Here is a 19,276-nt window from a genome sequence, read left to right on the forward strand (position 1 = left end):
ATTCATTTCCGACTATTGCGGCGAACCTGTCTGGGCATGCTGCTCGCAATTTGGCGTGCAAGACAGCACCGTGCGGTCTGTGGCCTTATAGACTCGCACTGTATTGGACTCATCGATCGAGACGAGGATCCGTTCATCGACGATCGCGTTGCCATCCGCATCAAGCAGAACGAGGTTCGTCGTGCCATAAGCGCGGCCGGTCAGCACTATCGTCTTCGAATCTGCCACCGTCGCATCCGCGACTTCGGAGTTGCCGACAATCACCTTGCTGACAGGGCGGTCAAGCTTCAGGATTCGCGCACTGTTCATATAGACACGAAGAATATCATCGGCCGCAGCAGCCGGCACGGACACGACCATTGCCACGAGCAGGGCCAGCAAGGCAGCAAGGGCAGTGAAACGACGGTCGAACTTGGACATGCGTTATGTTCCGCGCGTGAGAGGGCTTGAGCGCGGAGTATGGAATGCCTTGGTGAATGAAGCGTTAAGCCGCAAAACCTGCTCCAGCTCTCTTATTTGGTCTGCAATTCTTGCGACACTTCGGCGGGGCCCAGAACGTGCGGTCCAATTTGATACAGATGACCGTGTTCGCGGCCTCTCGAGCTGGCACTTAACCACCCAATCCGACATCCAGATACCCGGAACCGAGGCGGAAAACTTGATCGCGATCACGCAGATGCCCCTATTCGCGCCCCAACGAGCCGTCATCGAACGCATTCAACTGAAAGCGCGAGACCTTTGTTTACCAAACTTCTTGCAAAGCCCCGTTCACGAGATGGTAACCGTCTTTCTTAAGTCGATGGCAAGGGGGTCGATTTAGGTTGAGGGCATCCGAGCAACGGAAACAGTTGCCGGCAGTGCTGATCAACCTCGCGGAGTAGGAGAATAACATGACCAAGCTTTTCGCACGTTTCGTCAAGGACGAGTCCGGCGCAACTGCCATCGAATACGGCCTCATCGCCGCCCTGATTTCTGTCGCCCTGATCACCGGCGCGACGACCCTCGGCAACGCTCTGAACACGCAGTTCCAGTCGCTGTCGACCAAGATGACCACCGCAAATTCCAAGAACTAATCGTTCTTTCACCTGCCTAAGAAAGCCGCCTCCGGGCGGCTTTCGTGTTCCACAGTACGAAGAGACAGGCGTGTTTCCGATTTCGCAAGGCTTGCCGGCTAGTTTGTTTGGACACAGGAGATTTCAGGTTGATTACTGCAATTATCTTCGTCGTCCCGCCCCTCTGCTTGGCTATTGCGGCGCTGACTGACTTCTTGGAGATGACGATACCCAACCGCGTGTCGGCCGTGCTGCTCGGGTCGTTTTTGCTTGTTGCGCCGTTCTGCGGACTGACATTGACCGAGTTCGGCTTGCACTTGCTCGCATCTGTTGTTGTGTTCTGTGTTTGCTTCGCATTGTTCGCATTGAATGTCATGGGCGGAGGGGATGCAAAGCTATTGACCGCTGCTTCGCTCTGGTTTGGGTTCAACATATCCTTGTTCGAATTCTTAGCATTCACTGGCTATCTCGGTGGTCTCGTGACGTTAGCAATCGTACTGATGCGTTCGAATTGGGATAAGTTAGCTACGCTGGGTGTTAGGTTGCCTCAGACACTCATGCACGAGAAGAAGGTTCCCTACGGAATCGCCATTGGAGCCGCCGGGCTGATGGCCTACCCCGATTCCCCGTTAATGGTTGCAGCTATCGCGAGTATCCGCTGACGCCAGCAGAAACTCTGCGTTAACCACAAAAGTAAGCAGCTCATTAACCATAAGTACACCAATTCCTGATCATTCTCTGGCGCAGAACCTATTGCGTCGCCCGAGGATCGATCATGAAACCCGCCCGTCTCATCATACTCGCTGTCGCCGTCGTGGCCGCCGGTATGGCCGGTCTCCTCGCCATGCGGCTGAGCGGCAACCAAACCGTGATCGTTCAGGACAATGCCGCGGTGGAGAAACAGCCCACTGTTGACGTTCTCGTTTCCGCGAAAAATCTCCCCGTCGGCGCCCGTCTTGACGAAAGCGCCATGCGTTGGATGCCTTGGCCCGCCGACAGCGTCGTTGATGGTTTCATCACCTCGTCAACCCGCGCCGATGCGATGACCGAACTGCAAGGTGCCGTGGTGCGCCTTCCGCTGTTCGAAGGCGAACCGTTGCGGCGGGAAAAAATTGCCGACTCGTCATCGCGAATCCTCTCCGCTCTTCTGCCTTCCGGCAAACGGGCCGTTTCGACCGAGATTTCGGTTGCCACGGGCGCCGGCGGCTTCATCCTGCCCAACGACCGGGTCGATGTGATCATGGTCCGCAAGGGCGACGAAAACAACTTCCTGACCGAAACCGTCCTGTCGAACGTACGCGTGCTCGCCGTCGACCAACAGATCGAAGAAGCGCCCGATGGCTCCAAGTCGGTTATCGGCACGACCGCAACGCTCGAACTGACCCCGGACCAGACAAAGGTGATGGCGGTTGCACAGCAGATGGCCGATCGTCTGTCGCTCGCCCTGCGCTCGGTCGCCGACGCGCAGGAAGAAGATACGAGCGCTGCCGACTATCTGCTGAGTGGCGGTGACGGCCAACCGACGATTCAGGTCATCAAGTCCGGCGAGGTGGTGAAATCTTCCGCCCCTGCCGCCGATTCCATGAAGTGAGTGGGGGACACATCGTGAAAATCTCGACCAACAAACTTCGTGTTTCCTTGACCGGGGGATTGGCCCTGGCCATGACCGTTTCCGGCATTCCATCGCCTCTCGGCTCCCAGATCCTAGGCATAGGCACCGTCAATGCGGCTCAGCAAAGCGTTCTGCGGATCACCGATGCCGGCCCCGGTACACGCCGCACCGTCAAATTGGGTCTGAACAAGGCTCTCGTGGTTGATCTGCCAGCCGACGCGCATGATATCCTGGTGGCGGATCCCAGCATGGCGGACGCAGTCACCCGTTCGTCCCGGCGCATCTATCTGTTCGGCAAGACCGTCGGACAGACCAATATCTTCATCTTTGGCGACAACGGCCAGGAAATCGTCAGCCTCGATATCGAAATCGAACGTGACATTGCGGGCCTTGAGGCCAATCTGCGCCGCTTCATCCCGGAATCCGACATCAAGGTCGAGATCGTATCCGACAACATCGTGTTGACCGGTAGCGTTCGCACGCCGCAGGACGCAGCTCGGGCACAGAGCCTCGCCAAGGCTTTCCTTCAGGGTGGTGAAGCCACGACGCGCAACACGACTGCTTCCAGCAGCCAGGAAGGTGGCGACGTCGCCATCTATGCAGAAGAGCGCCAGCAGTCACAGATCGTCAACCTGCTGCAGATCGAGGGTGAGGATCAGGTAACGCTGAAGGTCACGGTCGCCGAAGTCAGCCGCCAGGTGCTCAAGCAGCTTGGATTCTCCGGCAGCATTTCGGATGGAGCAAATGGCATCAGCTATGCCAATCCATCGAACCTCGGCAACGCGATCGACCCGACGGGCACCGCCAAGATATCCAGCACGATCGGCAATGTCGGCATCAGTGCCTATGTGAACGCAATGGAACAGGCTGGTGTCATGCGCACCCTTGCCGAGCCCAGTCTGACCGCGATCTCCGGCGAACCGGCGAAATTCTATGTCGGCGGCGAATATCGTCTGGCGGCCGCTCAGGAAATCAATGTCGACGACAAAGGTCAGGCGACGTTGAGCCGCACGACCGACACTGTCGATTACGGGATTGCACTCAACTTCCGCCCCGTGGTTCTCGCTCCCGGCCGCATCAGCCTCAAGATCGAGACCAATGTTTCAGAGCCGACCTGGGAAGGGAATGTGGTGACCGGGAACACGGCTCCGAGCATTCCCGGCTCCACCTATATGTCGATCCGCAAGCGCGAGGCGTCGACCACCGTGGAATTGCCCTCCGGCGGCTCCATCGTGATTGCGGGCCTGGTACAGGACAATATTCGACAGGCGATGAGCGGCTTGCCAGGTATCTCGAAGGTGCCGATCCTTGGCGCACTCTTCCGCAGCAAGGATTTCCAGCGCAACGAGACCGAACTCGTCATCATTGCGACACCCTATCTGGTGCGCCCGGTTGCCCGCAGCGCCCTGTCGCGACCCGACGACAACTTCAACCCCGAGGGGGATGGCGCAACCTTCTTCCTGAACAAGGTGAACAAGGTCTACGGCCGCCGTGAAAGCAATGCTCCTGCCGGCCAGTATCATGGTGCGGTCGGCTTCATCTACAAGTGAGCGAGGTTCAACGAGACACATGAAGACTCCGACGCTCCAATCCAGGGAAAGCCAGGAAACCATGGCAGCCTTCACCAGCACCTTGCCGCGACTTGCTCTGACGGCCGTGATCCTCGCCACGCCCTTCGTGCTTGCCGGATGTGGCAACCTCAACAAGGACGGAATGTCGACGTCCGCCATTCCAGACGACTATCGGACCCGGCACCCCATCATGCTCAGCGAAGTCGAGCATTCGCTCGACGTGCCGGTTGCCAGCGGCGACCGAAAGCTGACCAATGGCCTTCGCGATTCGATCGGCGGCTTCGCCAACGAGTATCTGTCAACGTCCTCTGGCACGATCCAGATCATGCTGCCGCAAGGCTCTCCCAACGCGGGTGCAGCGTCGGTGCTTCGTAAGCAGATCCGCGACGTGTTGACCACGCGTGGCGTTGCATCGAGCAAAATCATCGAGACAAGCTACCAGGCGCAGGCCGGCGGTGACGTCGCACCCATTCGCCTGAGCTACGTGGCCATGACCGCGATGACAAATCCCTGCGGCGAATGGCCGGAAGACCTGACCAACAACACCATGGCCAACAAGAATTATCACAACTTCGGCTGCGCCACGCAAAGCAATCTCGCGGCGCAAATCGCCAATCCGATGGATCTGATGACACCTCGCGCCATGGCCCCGATCGATGCGACTCGCCGGTCCACGGTAATCGGTCTCTATCGTCAAGGCAGCGACACGTCGACCAAGTGAGCGGCAACGCGTCCCTGAAGGACAGGAAAGCAGAATGAACGCGATCGACTACGAATTCGAGGATACCGCCAGCGGAGGCCACGCCACTGCCGAGCGATCTATCGCGGGCGACGTCGAGGCCCTTCGTCCCCTGCCCCGCATATCCGTTCACGCCTTCTGCATCACGGAGGGCGTGCATGAGGTGATGCAGCAATGCGCGGGCGACCGCCGCATGGCACGCGTGAGCCTGCGGGTCACCCGCGGCAACATCGCCGCAGCAGCGGTCATGTTCGCCTCAACGCCGACGCCGAACCTGATCATTCTCGAAACCGAGTCAGGCCCGCGCGAATTGATGGCTGAACTGGCACCACTTGCCGAAGTCTGCGACCCGAGTTCCCGCGTCATCGTGATCGGCCGGCATAACGATATCTCGCTCTACCGCGAACTCATCCGGAGCGGCATCTCGGAATATATCGTCTCTCCGTTCTCCATGGCGGATATCATGGGCGCCATTTCCTCGATCTTCGTCGATCCAGAAGCAGAACCGCTTGGCCGCACCATCGCGTTCATCGGAGCCAAAGGCGGCGTCGGCTCTTCGACGATCGCTCACAACTGCGCATTCGACATTGCCTCCCTGTTCTCAACGGAAACCGTTCTGGCAGACCTCGACCTCCCCTTTGGTACGGCGAATATCGACTTCGATCAGGATCCGGCCCAGGGCATGGCGGAAGCCGTGTTTTCGCCAGAGCGGCTGGACGAAGTCTTCCTCGACCGCCTGTTGACCAATTGCGGACAAAACCTTTCGCTCCTGGCGGCACCATCGCTACTGGACCGAGGCTACGACTACGAGCGCGGCGCCTTCCAGCCGATCCTCGACCTCCTTCAGCGCAGCGCGCCGATCAGCGTTCTCGACCTCCCGCATACCTGGGCCGACTGGACCCGGGCCGTGCTTGCGGATGTCGATGAAGTCGTCATTACCTGCGCGCCCGACCTCGCCAATCTTCGCAACATGAAGAACATGCTGGATGCGCTGAAAAAGCTTCGTCCGAACGACAAGCCGCCGCATCTGGTGCTGAATCAGGTCGGAATGCCCAAGCGTCCAGAGATCTCTCCGCAGGACTTCTTCGAACCGCTTGAGCTCCAACCGGTGGCCATCATCCCCTTTGATGCACAGCTGTTCGGCGGTGCCGCAAACAGCGGCCGCATGATCCCGGAAATGGATTCCAAATCGCCAACTGCGGAGACATTCAGCCAGCTTGCACATCTCGTCACGGGACGAGCTGCGATCAAGAAGCCGAAGCGGCCCGGCCTCGGATCGCTGCTTGAAAAGCTGCGGAAGAAATAGACCTCGGACAGGAATAGGTAGCGCTCATGTTTGGCAAACGCGGAAACGACGGTTTCGGCAAGGGAGGCTCGGTTACCGGTACGATACCGGCGCCTGCGGCTGCCGCGCCTGCGGCGCGCTCAAACACGAGCCTGATCGAACCCGGTAGCCCCGAGGCCAGCACCCGTTTGCAGGTGACACCCCCGTCGATGCCGGGTGCTGCCCGCAAGAAGGCGCCCCGGACCGACGATTATTACGACACGAAGAGCAAGGTCTTCTCCGCGCTCATCGATACCATCGACCTGTCGCAGCTGGCAAAGCTCGACGGCGAAAGTGCGCGCGAAGAAATTCGCGACATCGTCAACGACATCATCACGATCAAGAACTTCGCGATGTCGATCTCCGAGCAGGAAGAGCTGCTCGATGATATCTGCAACGACGTTCTCGGCTATGGCCCGCTCGAACCGTTGCTGGCGCGCGACGACATCGCCGACATCATGGTCAACGGTGCCGGCCAGACCTTCATCGAAGTCGGCGGCAAGACGATCGAGTCGGAAATCCGGTTTCGCGACAATTCCCAGCTTCTATCGATCTGCCAGCGCATCGTCAGCCAGGTCGGTCGGCGCGTCGATGAATCGAGCCCGATTTGCGACGCCCGCCTGCCCGACGGCTCGCGTGTCAACGTCATCGCACCGCCGTTGGCGATCGACGGGCCGGCGCTCACCATCCGTAAGTTCAAGAAGGACAAGCTGAACCTCGCGCAGCTCGTCAAGTTCGGTGCGATTACGCCAGAGGGCGCGGAAGTCCTGCAGATCATCGGCCGCGTCCGCTGCAACGTCGTCATCTCCGGCGGTACCGGTTCGGGCAAGACGACGCTCCTCAACTGCCTGACAGGATTCATCGACAGCGACGAGCGCATCATCACCTGCGAAGATACGGCCGAACTGCAGCTGCAGCAGCCGCATGTGGTGCGTCTGGAAACACGCCCGCCGAACATCGAAGGTGAAGGCGAGATCACGATGCGCGATCTCGTCAAGAACTGCCTGCGTATGCGACCCGAACGTATCATCGTTGGTGAAGTGCGTGGACCGGAGGTTTTCGACCTTCTCCAGGCGATGAACACCGGTCACGACGGATCCATGGGCACGATCCACGCCAATACGCCACGTGAATGCCTGAGCCGTATGGAATCCATGATCGCCATGGGCGGCTTCTCGCTTCCGGCCAAGACCGTGCGTGAAATCATCTCCGGCTCGATCGACGTCATCATCCAGGCCGCCCGCCTGCGCGATGGTTCGCGCCGCATCACCCACATCACCGAGGTGATCGGGATGGAAGGTGACGTGATCATCACGCAGGATCTGATGCGTTACGAAATGGACGGCGAAGACGCCAACGGCAAGATTATCGGCCGCCACATGTCGACCGGTATCGGCAAGCCACATTTCTGGGACCGCGCCCGTTACTACAACGAGGATCGTCGTCTGGCTGCCGCTCTTGACACCATGGAACAGAAGTCGAAGGGGATCTGAGCCAATGAACGCGACCATACTCGGCATTGTTCTGCTGGTCGCGGTTTCCACGGCAGCGGTCGCCTATGGTCTCCTCTACAACCGCATGGAGACCGAAAAGAAGACGGCAAACCGGATCAATCGGGTCAAATCAGCCGAGACCGACATGGGCCAGATCAAGGCCGCCAGAGACCGGGTCCAGGAAATCTCGAAGCGCCGAAAGTCGGTCCAGGATTCGCTCAAGGAGCTCGAAAAGAAGCAGCAGGAGAAATCGAAGAAGGCAAACGAGACGAGCCTGAAATCGCGGATTGCCCAGACTGGACTGTCGATCACTCCGGTCCAGTTCTACATGTTCAGTGCAGCGCTCGGCGTCGTGGTACTTTTGATGACCCTGATTGCGGGCATGCCACCTCTCGTCATGCTCGGCCTGACCTTCGTCTCGGCGCTGGGCCTGCCCAGATGGATCATCAATTTCCTGGTCAAACGTCGCCAGAAGCAGTTTCTGGAGGAGTTTCCAAACTCGCTCGACGTAATGGTCCGATCCATCCGATCGGGTCTTCCCCTCAATGATGCAATTCGCATGATTGCTTCGGATGGACAGGAACCGGTCAAGACCGAGTTCCGGCGCGTCGTCGAATCTCAGCAGCTCGGGTTGAGCGTGCCCGATTCGATCGCTCGCATGCACATGACCATGCCTTTGTCCGAAATCAGCTTCTTCGCGATCGTCATCGCGATCCAAGGCCAAGCCGGCGGCAACCTTTCGGAGGCCCTGTCCAATCTGTCTCGCGTGTTGCGTGATCGCAAGAAGATGAAGGCCAAGGTGCAGGCGCTGTCCATGGAGGCAAAGGCCTCTGCGGCGATCATCGGCGCATTGCCCTTCATCGTCGCCTTTCTGGTTTATCTCACATCACCACAATACATCATGATCCTCTTCACCGACACCCGAGGACATCTGATCCTCGGCTGCTCGGCAGTCTGGATGAGCATCGGCCTCGTGGTGATGCGCAACATGATCAACTTCGACATTTAGGGACGGAACGGTATGACCGAAGACTGGGCTGCCCAATTCGTCAATCCCGCGCTGATCGTGGCGCTGCTGGTGGCGCTCGCCGTATTCGGCACCTTCTACACGCTGGTCATGCCCTATTTCGAGAAGGGTGACCTGAACAAGCGCATGCGCGCCGTATCAACCGAACGCGATCTGATCCGGGCACGCGAGCGCGCCAAAATGAACTCCGAGGCCGCTCAGAGCCGAACGAGCCTTCGAGCCAACAACAACCAGTCCGTTCGCCAGATCGTAGAGCGCTTCAACCTGCGAAAGGCACTGGTCGACGACAAGACAGTCGACAAGCTGAAAGCCGCCGGCCTGCGCTCACAGAATGCCTTGAACATCTTTCTCGTTGCCCGGTTCCTATTGCCCTTCGCAACGCTGCTCCTCACGGCATTCTGGATCTTCGTGCTCGGAAATCTTGCGGACAAGGGTTTGCCGATCCGGCTCTTCGCCACCATTGTCGGTGGCTATGTCGGCTTCTACCTACCGAATATCTACGTGTCGAACCGGATCTCGAAACGCCAGCACTCGATACGCCGGGCCTGGCCGGACGCACTGGACCTGATGCTCATCTGCGTCGAAGCGGGGATTTCTCTCGAGGCGGCCATGCGCCGTGTGTCGGAAGAAATCGGCGATCAATCGCCGGAACTGGCTGAAGAAATGGTGCTGACGACCGCCGAGTTGTCATTCCTGCCGGATCGCCGACAGGCTCTGGAAAATCTCGGTACGCGAACACAGCTGGACAGCGTGAAGAATGTCGTGCAGGCCCTGATCCAGGCAGACCGTTACGGCACGCCGGTCGCGCAGGCTCTGCGTGTACTCGCCCAGGAAGGCCGCGACGAGCGCATGAACGAGGCTGAGAAAAAGGCCGCCGCACTGCCGCCGAAGCTGACTGTGCCAATGATCCTGTTCTTCCTGCCCGTGCTCGTAGCCGTCATCCTCGGCCCAGCCGGCATCCAGGTGTCCGACCGGTTCTGATAAACCGGTCGACAAAGATCAGTGGACGGTGGAGAATTCCTCGTCCAGCAGCTTGAGCGCATCCTGAAGTGCTTCCACCAGAATGTCGGTCAGTTCGTCGGAATTGTTCTCGATGAGCATCAGCTTCACGGCCATGTCCTGCTGATCAAAATATTGATCCGGTCCCTCGTTCATCATCATGTCCCCTTCTGGCCGAATCATTTCGGCTGGAACCAGAGTGAGGTGACATGCTTGCGCAAAACTGTCACGCGATGCCTGCAGCACGCATTATGCCGAGGCTTGTGAATTCTCTGCGCCGACTGCAGCGCTGAAATTGGAGAAGAACTCCGCCGCCAGCTTCTTCGACGTGGACTCAATCAGACGGCTGCCGAGTTGCGCAATCTTGCCGCCAACCTCGGCTTTCACGACGTAGGTCAGGACAGTGGCGGAGGGGCCGTCGCTTTCGAGCGAGACATCGGCACCTCCCTTGGCAAAACCGGCAAGACCGCCCTTACCTTCCCCCGAAATGGTATAGGACTGCGGCGGATTGAGGTTCTGCAGCTCCACCGCCCCTTCGAACTTCGCCTTGATCGGCCCGATCTTCAGGACCACCTTGGCCACCATCGTCGTATCCGAGGTCTTCTCAAGGCTCTCGCAGCCTGGAATTGCCTGTCGCAGGACGTCGGGATCGTTCAGCGCCTTCCATACGGCGTCGACGGGCGCTTCGATCCGCTCTGAGCCTTGCATGTCCATGGTCAATCCTCCCTTGCCAGACGGGCTCCCTCCCGCCGTCCCCAAGAGAGCATGGCGCAGGCCATAGATGCAAGCGCCCTAAAGGAGGATGGAGGGCGCCTAGACCAGAACAGCCTGTTCGATGCGGTCCTGCGATCCGAAGAAACGCAGATAGCGCTCGACTTCCGCTGGTTCGCCGGTTGCCTTGCGCGGATTATCAGACAGCTTCACCGCCGGCCGGCCATTTGCTTCCGAGACCTTGCAGACGATCGAGATCGGCTTCAGGCCATCAATCTCGACGGGTGCGCACCCTGCAAAGTCATTGGTGAGGTTGGTACCCCAACCGAAACTCATGCGCACGCGGCCCGCAAAGTGGCGGTAGGTGTCAACGATCGCGTCAACGTCGAGTCCGTCCGAGAAGATCAGCAATTTCTTGCGAGGATCGCGGCCCATCTTCTGCCACCACTCGATGATCTTTTCGCCACCTTCAATTGGCGGAGCGCTATCCGGACGGAAACCGGTCCAGTCTGCCACCCATTCCGGGGCGTCCCGCAGAAATGCGGTCGTGCCGAAAGCGTCGGGCAAAACGATCAGAAGATTGCCGCCGTAGAGGCGGTTCCAGTCCTTGAGGACGCGATACGGTGCTGCGGCGAGTTCTTCGTTATTGCGGGCAAGGGCCGCGACCACCATCGGCAGTTCATGGGCATTGGTACCAACCGCTTCGAGATCAGAATCCATAGCGAGCAATACGTTGCTGGTACCCGTGAAGGCGGGGCCAATGCCTTCCTTCAGCGCTTCGACGCACCAGCGCTGCCACAGAAAGCTGTGACGCCGGCGGGTGCCGAAATCGGAAATTCGTAGGCCCGGCAGTTCCTTCAATCGCTCGACCTTGGACCACATCTTGGCCTTGGCGCGCGCATAGAGAACATCGAGGGTAAAGTAGCCGAGCGAACGCATAGCCGCGCGAGAACGCAGTTCATTGATGATTGCGAGTGCCGGAATTTCCCACAGTGTCGTCTCCATCCATGGACCATGGAAGGTCAGTTCGTACTGCCCATCACGTTTCGTCAGCTCGTATTCCGGGAGTTGAAGATTGCCGAGCCAGGCCAGGAATTCGGGTTCAAAGATCTGCGCCCGGCCGTAGAAGGTATTGCCGGCAAGCCAGATCATTTCCTTCTTGGTCAGACGCAGCGCCCGCACATGGTCGAGCTGGTCTCGCAATTCCTGCTCGTCAATTTCATCGGCGAGTCGGACGGACGTCGTGCGATTGATGAGCGTGAAAGTGGCGTGCACGTTGGGATAGAGCTTCCAGATCATCTGGAGCATCAGAAGCTTGTAAAAGTCCGTATCGATCAGGCTGCGAATGATTGGATCAAGCTTCCAGGCGTGATTGTAAACCCTGGTTGCAATGTCAGTCTTGGTCATTGGCCGCTGCCTTACCGATCAGCGGCACGTGGCCGCGATCAGCGGTCGCCACGTGCGACCGCTTCTGCTGCATGTTATCGGCAATCAAGAATGAGTTGTCCAGTCATGGGATCCCATCACTGGCCGGGTGTGGGATTTGACTGCGGCATATTCTGCGAGCCTGTCTCGCCAGCATTCGGCGCAGGCGCCGTCTCAGTCGTCGGCTCGTTTGCCGGATTGTTCGGAGCAATCGAATTGCCCCACCATTCAGCCGGGATCCAGACGAGCATAGCCAAGACGAGGCCTGCGAGAAGCACGATCAGGACCGGCTTGCCGCGGAAGCCCTGGCGCGCTTCGGTGGGGGTCAGGGGCTCGGGTTTAAGACCACGGGTCCGGCGGTCCGTGGCATCTGGAAGGTCGGTTCTGCTGCTCATGGCTCACTCCCTGCTGAATGGTCAGGGCGCCGTCGAGGCGCCCCGTTCTTTAGCAAACGGAAGGAGGCAGCGATTGTTCCGACGGATCAGGCCCGTCAGTATCCAGAAGTCCTGTCAACGACGAACTGCAGGGGCTCTCCGCGTTCCAGCCTGCCTATCTGTTCCTCGACATGGCGAAAGAGAGCTCGAACGTCTGATGAAGCGGCCGCGTGAGGCGTCATCAGCACATTGGGCATGGCCCAGAGCGGGCTGTTGCGGTCCAGTGGCTCCTTCACGAAGACATCGAGCGACGCCGCCTTCAGTGTGCCGTCGGCGAGGCAGGCGGCAAGCTCCTCTTCCTTCTGGCTTCCGCCGCGCCCGGCGTTGAGAAATATGGGGCCACCCAGCACCCCGGTGCGCGACAGCTTGGAAAACAGAGCCCTGTCATAGATTCCCCGTGTATCCTCCGTCAGCGGCAAGAGGCCGACGAGGATATCGGTCTGTGCGAGAAACGCTTCCAGACCGGAAGCGTCGAATGTCTCCACGCCAGCAATATGCTTTTTGCTGCGGGACCATCCGATGACCTGGAAGCCCATGACTTTCAGTTTTGCCGCAGCATCGGCACCGAGGACGCCGAGACCCATAATTCCCACTGTTACATCGCGGGCCTCGGGCTGCTCGGCGATTTCGCGCCAGATGCGAGAGCGCTGCTGCTCCGTATAGATCGATCCGTTGCGGAGGTGGTACAGGCATTGCCAAACCACCCATTCGCTCATGCGGTCCGTCAGGCTGCGATCGACAAACCGAACAATCGGCAGATCCGGCAGTTGATAGTTTGAAAGAATGTGGTCAACGCCGGCGCCACCGGAAAAGATCGCCTTCAGACCGCTCGCACGCCTGAACAGATCCGGATCGGGCTTCCAGACTACGGCATAGGCCGCCTGCGACAAATCCCGGCTGCGATTTTCGGGATCACCCATGTCGATCACGGGACGACCAGGAAATGCTTCAGGCAAAGCGCGCAGGACGCTGTCACGGTCAAACCGGAGATCGATGATGATGGGGCTTTTCTCTGTCATGTCTGTCTTCCGTTACTGACGGATGCCGCCGGCCTCGACGGCTTCCAGATTGAAGGCGGCGGCCATCAGGGCGCGCGTGTAATCGGCCTTGGGGGCGGCGAAGACTTCTGCGGCAGGGCCCTTTTCGACCACCTTGCCGCCGCGCATGACGATCAGTTCGTTGGCGAGTGCTTTTACCACTTTCAGATCGTGGCTGATGAAGAGATAGGCCAGATCATGCTTCGCCTGAAGGTCACGCAGGAGGTCAACGACCTGGGCCTGAACGGTCATGTCGAGTGCGGAGGTCGGCTCATCGAGCATCACAAATCGTGGCTTCAGCACCATGGCGCGGGCGATCGCAATGCGCTGGCGCTGGCCACCGGAGAATTCGTGCGGATAGCGCCAGCGGGTGGCGGGATCGAGTCCGACCTCTTCGAGCGCCCAAACGACGCGACTGTCACGCTCCTCCGATGACAGGTGCCGTTCGTGAACCTTGAGGCCCTCGGCGATGATTTCACCCACCGACATGCGGGGACTGAGGGAGCCAAAAGGATCCTGGAAAACGATCTGCAAGCGATCGCGCAGAGGCCGCATCTCGCGATAGGAGAAGGCGTGGATATCCTTGCCGATGAAGCTGATGCGGCCTTTCGACGAGATCAGCCGCGAGAGGGCGAGACCGAGCGTGGTCTTGCCGGAGCCGGATTCACCGACGACACCAAGCGTCTGGCCGGCCCTGAGCGTCAGATCGACGCCATCAACGGCCTTCACATGGTCGACGGTACGACGCAGGAAGCCGGCCTTGATTGGGAACCAGACCCGGATATCTTCGCCCTGCATGACGACGGGCTTTGTCTCGTCCAGCGTTGGCGGTTCGCCGCGCGGCTCGGAAGCGAGCAACTTCTTCGTATAGGCATGCTGCGGCCGCTCGAAGATCTCTTCGACGGGACCCGCCTCGACGATCTTGCCCTTGGTCATTACACAGACGCGATCGGCAAATTTGCGGACGATGCCGAGATCATGGGTGATGAAGAGCATGGACATGCCGTGCTCGGACTTGAGGCGTCCGAGGAGTTCCAGGATCTGGGCCTGGACGGTGACGTCGAGGGCCGTCGTCGGCTCGTCGGCGATCAGGAGCTTGGGACGATTGGCGAGCGCCATGGCAATCATCACGCGCTGGCGTTGACCGCCCGAAAGCTCATGCGGAAAGGCAGAAAGGCGCTTTTCCGGTTCACGAATTCCGACCTGATGCAGAAGTTCCAGTACGCGGGCGCGGGCGACTGCTCCTGTCAGCCCCTGATGCAGACCGAGAATTTCGCTGACCTGCCTCTCAATCGTATGCAGCGGGTTGAGCGAGGTCATCGGCTCCTGGAAGATCATGGTGATGTCGTTGCCGCGTACCGCACGCAGATCCGCTTCGTTGGCCGTCATCAGGTCGCGGCCATCGAACAGGATTTCGCCCGAGGGATGGCTGGCGGAGGGATAAGGCAGCAGTTTCAAGATCGATGCTGCCGACACCGACTTGCCGGAACCAGATTCGCCAACCAGCGCGACGATCTCACCGCGTTTGATATCGAATGAGACCCGATCGACCGCCAGGCTCTCGCGACCGCCCTGGTGGAAAGCGACGGACAGATCGCGCACGGACAGGAGAGGCTTCATCTCATCGTTCATCGGAATGTCTTCCTCGGGTCGAACGCGTCACGAACAGCTTCGCCGACGAAGATCAGCAACGAGAGCATGATCGACATGGTGAAGAAGGCCGTCAGCCCGAGCCAGGGGGCCTGCAGGTTGCGTTTGCCTTGCGCGATCAGTTCGCCGAGCGAAGGGGAACCTGGCGGCATGCCGAAGCCGAGGAAATCGAGCGAGGTGAGCGTCGTGATCGAGCCTGAGAGGATAAAGGGCAGGAAGGTCAAGGTGGCCACCATGGCGTTCGGCAGCAGATGGCGGAACATGATCGTGCCATTGCCGACGCCAAGCGCACGGGCGGCATTGACGTATTCAAAATTGCGGGCACGGAGGAATTCGGCGCGAACGATCCCGACGAAGCCAACCCAGGAGAACAGCAACATGATGCCCAGCAGGACAAAGAAGCCGGGCGGCAGGATCGCCGCGATGATGAGCAAAATGTAGAGCACCGGCATGGACGACCAGATCTCTATGAAGCGCTGCATCAGGAGGTCGGTCCAGCCGCCGAAATAGCCCTGCACGGCACCGGCCGTGACCCCGATCGCGGCTGAAGCAAGCGTAAGCGCGAGGCCAAAGAGGATCGAAATACGGAAACCGTAGATCATGCGCGCCATGACGTCGCGGGCCTGGTCATCGGTGCCAAGCCAGTTCATGTTTCCGAGCACGCAGTTCGAATCCTCCGCCTTCAGCGGATAAGCGGCGCAGCGCTCTTCCTTGTCCATCAACCAGAAGGGCGCGGTCGGGGCCGAGTGCGGAACCTCGGAATTGACCGTGCGATAAGAATAGCGGATCGGCGGCCAGATCATCCAGCCATTGGCGTTGATCTCATCGGCGATGAAGGGAGAGCGATAGTCGGTTACCGCAAGGAAGCCGCCAAACTTTTCTTCCGGGTAATCGACGACCACGGGGAAGAGGATCTCGCCCTTGTAGGAGGCGATGATCGGCCTGTCATTGGCGATGAACTCGGCGAACATGCTGAGCACGAACAGGACCATGAAGATCCAGAAGGACCAGTATCCGCGACGGTTCGCCTTGAAGTTTTCGAGGCGACGGCGGCTGGTGGGCGTGAGCCAGGTCTTCTTCGGCGGAACGACGGCCGTCGTTTCGACAGCGGACATCAGACATCCCTCCTGTCGAAATCGATGCGCGGATCGATCCAAGTGTAGATCAGGTCGGAAATCAGACCGACGACAAGCCCCATCAAGGAGAAGATGTACAGCGTTGCAAACACGATCGGGTAATCACGGTTGACGACGGCGAGATAGCCCAGGCGGCCGAGACCATCGAGCGAGAAGATGTTCTCGATCAAGAGCGACCCGGTGAAGAAGGCGGAGATGAACGCGCCCGGCAGACCGGCGATCACGATCAGCATGGCGTTGCGGAAGACGTGGCCGTAGAGAACCTGGCGCTCGGCCAGGCCCTTGGCGCGGGCGGTCACGACATATTGCTTCTTGATTTCGTCGATGAAGGAATTCTTCGTGAGCAGTGTCGTGGTGGCAAAGGCCGACAGCAGGAGCGCGGTCAGCGGAAGGGTCAGGTGCCAGAAGTAGTCCAAAATCTTCTGCCACCATGACAATTCCGCGAAATTGTCTGATGTGAGACCCCGGAGTGGAAACCAGTCGAAGAAAGAGCCGCCGGCGAAAAGAACGATGAGAAGGATGCCGAAGAGGAAGCCCGGCACGGCATAACCGATGACGATGACACCGGAGGTCCAGATATCGAAGCGCGAGCCGTCTGACACTGCCTTCTTGATGCCGAGGGGGATGGAGATGGCATAGGAGATCAGGAGAACCCATACGCCCAATGAGATGGAGACCGGCATCTTCTCAATGATCAGATCGATCACCGAGGTGTTGCGGAAAAAACTCTCGCCGAAATCGAAGCGGATGTAGTTCCACATCATCTCGACGAAGCGTTCAAGCGGCGGTTTGTCGAAACCGAACTGCTTCTCGAGCTTGGCGATCAGCTCCGGATCGAGACCCTGGGCGCCACGATAGCGCGAGCCGCCTTCCTCCGTGCCGACCTGCTGGTTCAGCATGTCTCCGCCACCGGACAGCCGCGCATCGGCGCTGTCTCCCTGGCCGCTCAGCTGAGCAATGACCTGCTCAACCGGACCGCCGGGCGCAAACTGGATGACGATAAACGAGATGCCCATGATGCCGATGATTGTCGGGATCATCAGCAGAAGCCGGCGGAAGATATATGCGGTCATGGAACGCCCATCGCGGACGCATCGCCGCGTTCAAACCACTGTTCCTGTCCGTCAGCCAATCCGTCGGCCCTCCTGCAAAGCGATTCGCCTATCGTTTCCTAAATAACCGGCTTCTCGACAGAAGTCCCCTCGATTAGTTTTGCACCTGCTTTGACCACCAGATGGATGGAAAGCCGATCCCATATGTCGGCAATTCGGCATGCTCGAACTTGTCCCAATAGGCGATCCGCGACGAACGAAGGGTATAGCTCGGCACTGTATAGCTGCCCGCCAGCAACAGCCGATCCAGGGCCTTGACCGTGGGGATCAGGGTCTCACGATCCTTGGCAAAAATGATCTGGTCGATCAGCTTGTCGATTGCGGGGTCGGAAATGCCGGCATAGTTGCGTGACCCCTGCTGATTGACCGACCGCGAACCCCAATAGTCCCGCTGTTCGTTGCCAGGATTGAGGCTCTGCGCCCATCCAAGATAGATCATGTCGTAGTCGAAGCTGCGGACGCGATTGGTATATTGGGCGGAATCCACCGTCCTGACGGAGACCTGTATGCCGATCTTCTTGAGATTGTCCGCGAAAGGGAGAGCGACGCGCTCGATGGTCGGCCCATTCAGCAGAATTTCGAACTGCAGCGGTTTTCCCGTGGCAGCGAAGGTCATCTTTCCGCCGCGCAGTTCGTAACCGGCCTCCTTGAGAAGAGCGAGCGCAGCTCTGAGGTTCTCGCGCAGTTTGGTGCCGTCGCCTCCGACGGGGTTCGTGTATGGCCGTGTCAAAACTTCCGGCGCGACATCGGGGCCCAGCGACTTCAATATGTGGAGCTCCTTGCCCTCGGGCACGCCCTGCGATGCCAGCTCCGAGCCGTAGAAGTAGCTGTCTATCCGTTTGTATTGATCGAAGAAAATCGTCCTGTTCAGCTCTTCGAAATCGAACGCATAATTCAGTGCCTTGCGGACGCGGGCATCCTTGAACATCTCGCGGCGCATATTGGGGATGAAGCCGACGAGCACACCTGATGTCTTGTACTCGTTGTCAAGCACCTGCCGTTTCACACGGCCGTCTGTGACGGCGGGAAAATCATAAGACCGCGCCCAGCGCATCGCGGAGTTTTCGGCCCAATAGTCGATCGCTCCAGAGCGGAAAGCCTCGAACTCGACATCCAGATCCGCGAAGTAGGTATAGGTCTGCGTTCTGAAATTGTTGTAGCCAATGTTGACGTTCAGGTTTTTGCCCCAGTAGTCATCTCGCAATTCATAGACAACCTTGGAGCCCGGGGTGAATGAGGCGATGCGGTATGGCCCGGACCCCATGATTGGCTCGAGCGTGGTTCGCGAAATGTCGCGTGGTTTTCCGTCTGGCCCATTGGCCGTCCACCAGTGCTTGGGAACGATATCCAATTCCCCGACAATGATCGGCAGTTCACGATTGTTTTTCTCGTCGAAGGTGAATGTCACCTCACGCTCGCCGGTCTTCTCTGCCTTCAGCACATGCGCGTAGTAGGTCGTGTAGAGCGGATTGAGGTCCTTGAACTTTTCGAAACTGAAGATCACGTCTTCCGGGGTCACGGGCATGCCGTCGGCCCATTTTGCTTCTGCCCGCAGACGGAACGTAGCGGAGGCGTAATCCGGTGGGTAAGACACCGCCTCGGCAAGCAGGCCATAGACGGCATCCACCTCATCCATGGATGGCTTCAACAGTGTTTCGGTCACCAGTGACAATCGGGGGGACAATCCGGCCGCAAGTTCACCTTTGTCGAGAACGGGGTTGAAACTGTCGAAGGTGCCGGATGCGGAGAGATTGATGTCTCCGGCTTTGGGCGCCGTAGGGTTTACGTAGTCGAAACGGGCAAATCCGGGCGGATACTTGATGCCACCCACAATTGACAGGGCATGCCGGAACGGAGCTGCCGGCTCTTGGGCGACAGCACTTGCTGTGCTTACCGCAATGCCCGCGACCATCAGCCAGTTCAGAAATCGCCACTTCAAAGCCATGCCCAATTC

The 19,276-nt window shown here is 59.0% G+C and carries 19 protein-coding genes; 9 read left to right on the top strand and 10 right to left on the bottom strand.

The window, feature by feature from the left end:
- Positions 1-12: 12 nt before the first annotated feature.
- Positions 13-360: a pilus assembly protein N-terminal domain-containing protein gene (locus DMY87_RS21885; protein ID WP_110793821.1), complete on the bottom strand. Its 348-nt coding sequence runs from the start codon at positions 358-360 to the stop codon at positions 13-15.
- 530 nt (positions 361-890) lie between these two features.
- Here DMY87_RS21885 and DMY87_RS21895 point away from each other — a divergent pair.
- From DMY87_RS21895 to DMY87_RS21935, 9 genes are all read left to right on the top strand, one after another.
- Positions 891-1,073, top strand: a complete 183-nt coding sequence (locus tag DMY87_RS21895; protein ID WP_110793758.1) for a Flp family type IVb pilin — start codon at positions 891-893, stop codon at positions 1,071-1,073.
- Positions 1,074-1,201: 128 nt separating this feature from the next.
- Positions 1,202-1,714, top strand: coding sequence for an A24 family peptidase (locus DMY87_RS21900; RefSeq protein WP_110793759.1), 513 nt, complete (start codon positions 1,202-1,204; stop codon positions 1,712-1,714).
- Between the two features lie 113 nt (positions 1,715-1,827).
- Positions 1,828-2,643 carry a Flp pilus assembly protein CpaB gene (cpaB, locus tag DMY87_RS21905; protein ID WP_110793760.1) on the top strand — a complete coding sequence of 272 codons (816 nt, stop codon included), beginning with the start codon at positions 1,828-1,830 and terminating at the stop codon, positions 2,641-2,643.
- 14 nt (positions 2,644-2,657) lie between these two features.
- On the top strand, positions 2,658-4,214 hold the full coding sequence (locus DMY87_RS21910; protein WP_425353522.1) for a type II and III secretion system protein family protein: 1,557 nt from the start codon (positions 2,658-2,660) through the stop codon (positions 4,212-4,214).
- Positions 4,215-4,233: 19 nt separating this feature from the next.
- The gene (locus DMY87_RS21915; RefSeq protein WP_110793761.1) at positions 4,234-4,956 is read left to right on the top strand and encodes a CpaD family pilus assembly protein; all 723 of its coding nucleotides are present in this window, start codon (positions 4,234-4,236) and stop codon (positions 4,954-4,956) included.
- Positions 4,957-4,990: 34 nt separating this feature from the next.
- On the top strand, positions 4,991-6,280 hold the full coding sequence (locus DMY87_RS21920; RefSeq protein ID WP_110793762.1) for a CpaE/TadZ family protein: 1,290 nt from the start codon (positions 4,991-4,993) through the stop codon (positions 6,278-6,280).
- A 26-nt stretch (positions 6,281-6,306) separates the two neighbouring features.
- A complete protein-coding gene (locus DMY87_RS21925; protein WP_110793763.1) occupies positions 6,307-7,791 on the top strand; it encodes a TadA family conjugal transfer-associated ATPase in 1,485 nt (494 codons plus the stop codon).
- A 4-nt stretch (positions 7,792-7,795) separates the two neighbouring features.
- Entirely contained in the window at positions 7,796-8,800 is a 1,005-nt protein-coding gene (locus DMY87_RS21930) for a type II secretion system F family protein (protein ID WP_110793764.1), read from the top strand.
- A 12-nt stretch (positions 8,801-8,812) separates the two neighbouring features.
- A complete protein-coding gene (locus tag DMY87_RS21935; RefSeq protein ID WP_110793765.1) occupies positions 8,813-9,799 on the top strand; it encodes a type II secretion system F family protein in 987 nt (328 codons plus the stop codon).
- Between the two features lie 18 nt (positions 9,800-9,817).
- Here DMY87_RS21935 and DMY87_RS24305 read toward each other — a convergent pair whose 3' ends face one another.
- From DMY87_RS24305 to DMY87_RS21975, 9 genes are all read right to left on the bottom strand, one after another.
- Positions 9,818-9,979, bottom strand: a complete 162-nt coding sequence (locus DMY87_RS24305) for a hypothetical protein (protein ID WP_165826415.1) — start codon at positions 9,977-9,979, stop codon at positions 9,818-9,820.
- 87 nt (positions 9,980-10,066) lie between these two features.
- Positions 10,067-10,531 (bottom strand): SRPBCC family protein, encoded by a 465-nt coding sequence (locus DMY87_RS21940; protein ID WP_110793766.1) that lies wholly within the window; start codon positions 10,529-10,531, stop codon positions 10,067-10,069.
- 99 nt (positions 10,532-10,630) lie between these two features.
- The gene (pncB, locus tag DMY87_RS21945) at positions 10,631-11,935 is read right to left on the bottom strand and encodes a nicotinate phosphoribosyltransferase (protein ID WP_110793767.1); all 1,305 of its coding nucleotides are present in this window, start codon (positions 11,933-11,935) and stop codon (positions 10,631-10,633) included.
- 116 nt (positions 11,936-12,051) lie between these two features.
- Positions 12,052-12,348 (bottom strand): hypothetical protein, encoded by a 297-nt coding sequence (locus tag DMY87_RS21950; RefSeq protein ID WP_110793768.1) that lies wholly within the window; start codon positions 12,346-12,348, stop codon positions 12,052-12,054.
- A 95-nt stretch (positions 12,349-12,443) separates the two neighbouring features.
- Positions 12,444-13,406, bottom strand: coding sequence for a 2-hydroxyacid dehydrogenase (locus DMY87_RS21955; RefSeq protein WP_110793769.1), 963 nt, complete (start codon positions 13,404-13,406; stop codon positions 12,444-12,446).
- Between the two features lie 12 nt (positions 13,407-13,418).
- Positions 13,419-15,056, bottom strand: a complete 1,638-nt coding sequence (locus DMY87_RS21960; protein WP_110793770.1) for an ABC transporter ATP-binding protein — start codon at positions 15,054-15,056, stop codon at positions 13,419-13,421.
- On the bottom strand, positions 15,053-16,189 hold the full coding sequence (locus DMY87_RS21965) for an ABC transporter permease (RefSeq protein ID WP_110793771.1): 1,137 nt from the start codon (positions 16,187-16,189) through the stop codon (positions 15,053-15,055). Before DMY87_RS21965 ends, DMY87_RS21960 begins: the two co-directional genes overlap by 4 nt.
- Entirely contained in the window at positions 16,189-17,283 is a 1,095-nt protein-coding gene (locus tag DMY87_RS21970; protein WP_110793772.1) for a microcin C ABC transporter permease YejB, read from the bottom strand. The genes DMY87_RS21965 and DMY87_RS21970 overlap by 1 nt, the downstream gene beginning before the upstream one ends.
- 133 nt (positions 17,284-17,416) lie before the next feature.
- Positions 17,417-19,267 carry an extracellular solute-binding protein gene (locus tag DMY87_RS21975; protein ID WP_110793773.1) on the bottom strand — a complete coding sequence of 617 codons (1,851 nt, stop codon included), beginning with the start codon at positions 19,265-19,267 and terminating at the stop codon, positions 17,417-17,419.
- Positions 19,268-19,276 lie beyond the last annotated feature (9 nt).

Origin of the sequence: Peteryoungia wuzhouensis, from assembly GCF_003205195.1 — a bacterium.
In the GTDB taxonomy this organism is placed as follows: Bacteria; Pseudomonadota; Alphaproteobacteria; order Rhizobiales; family Rhizobiaceae; genus Allorhizobium; species Allorhizobium wuzhouense.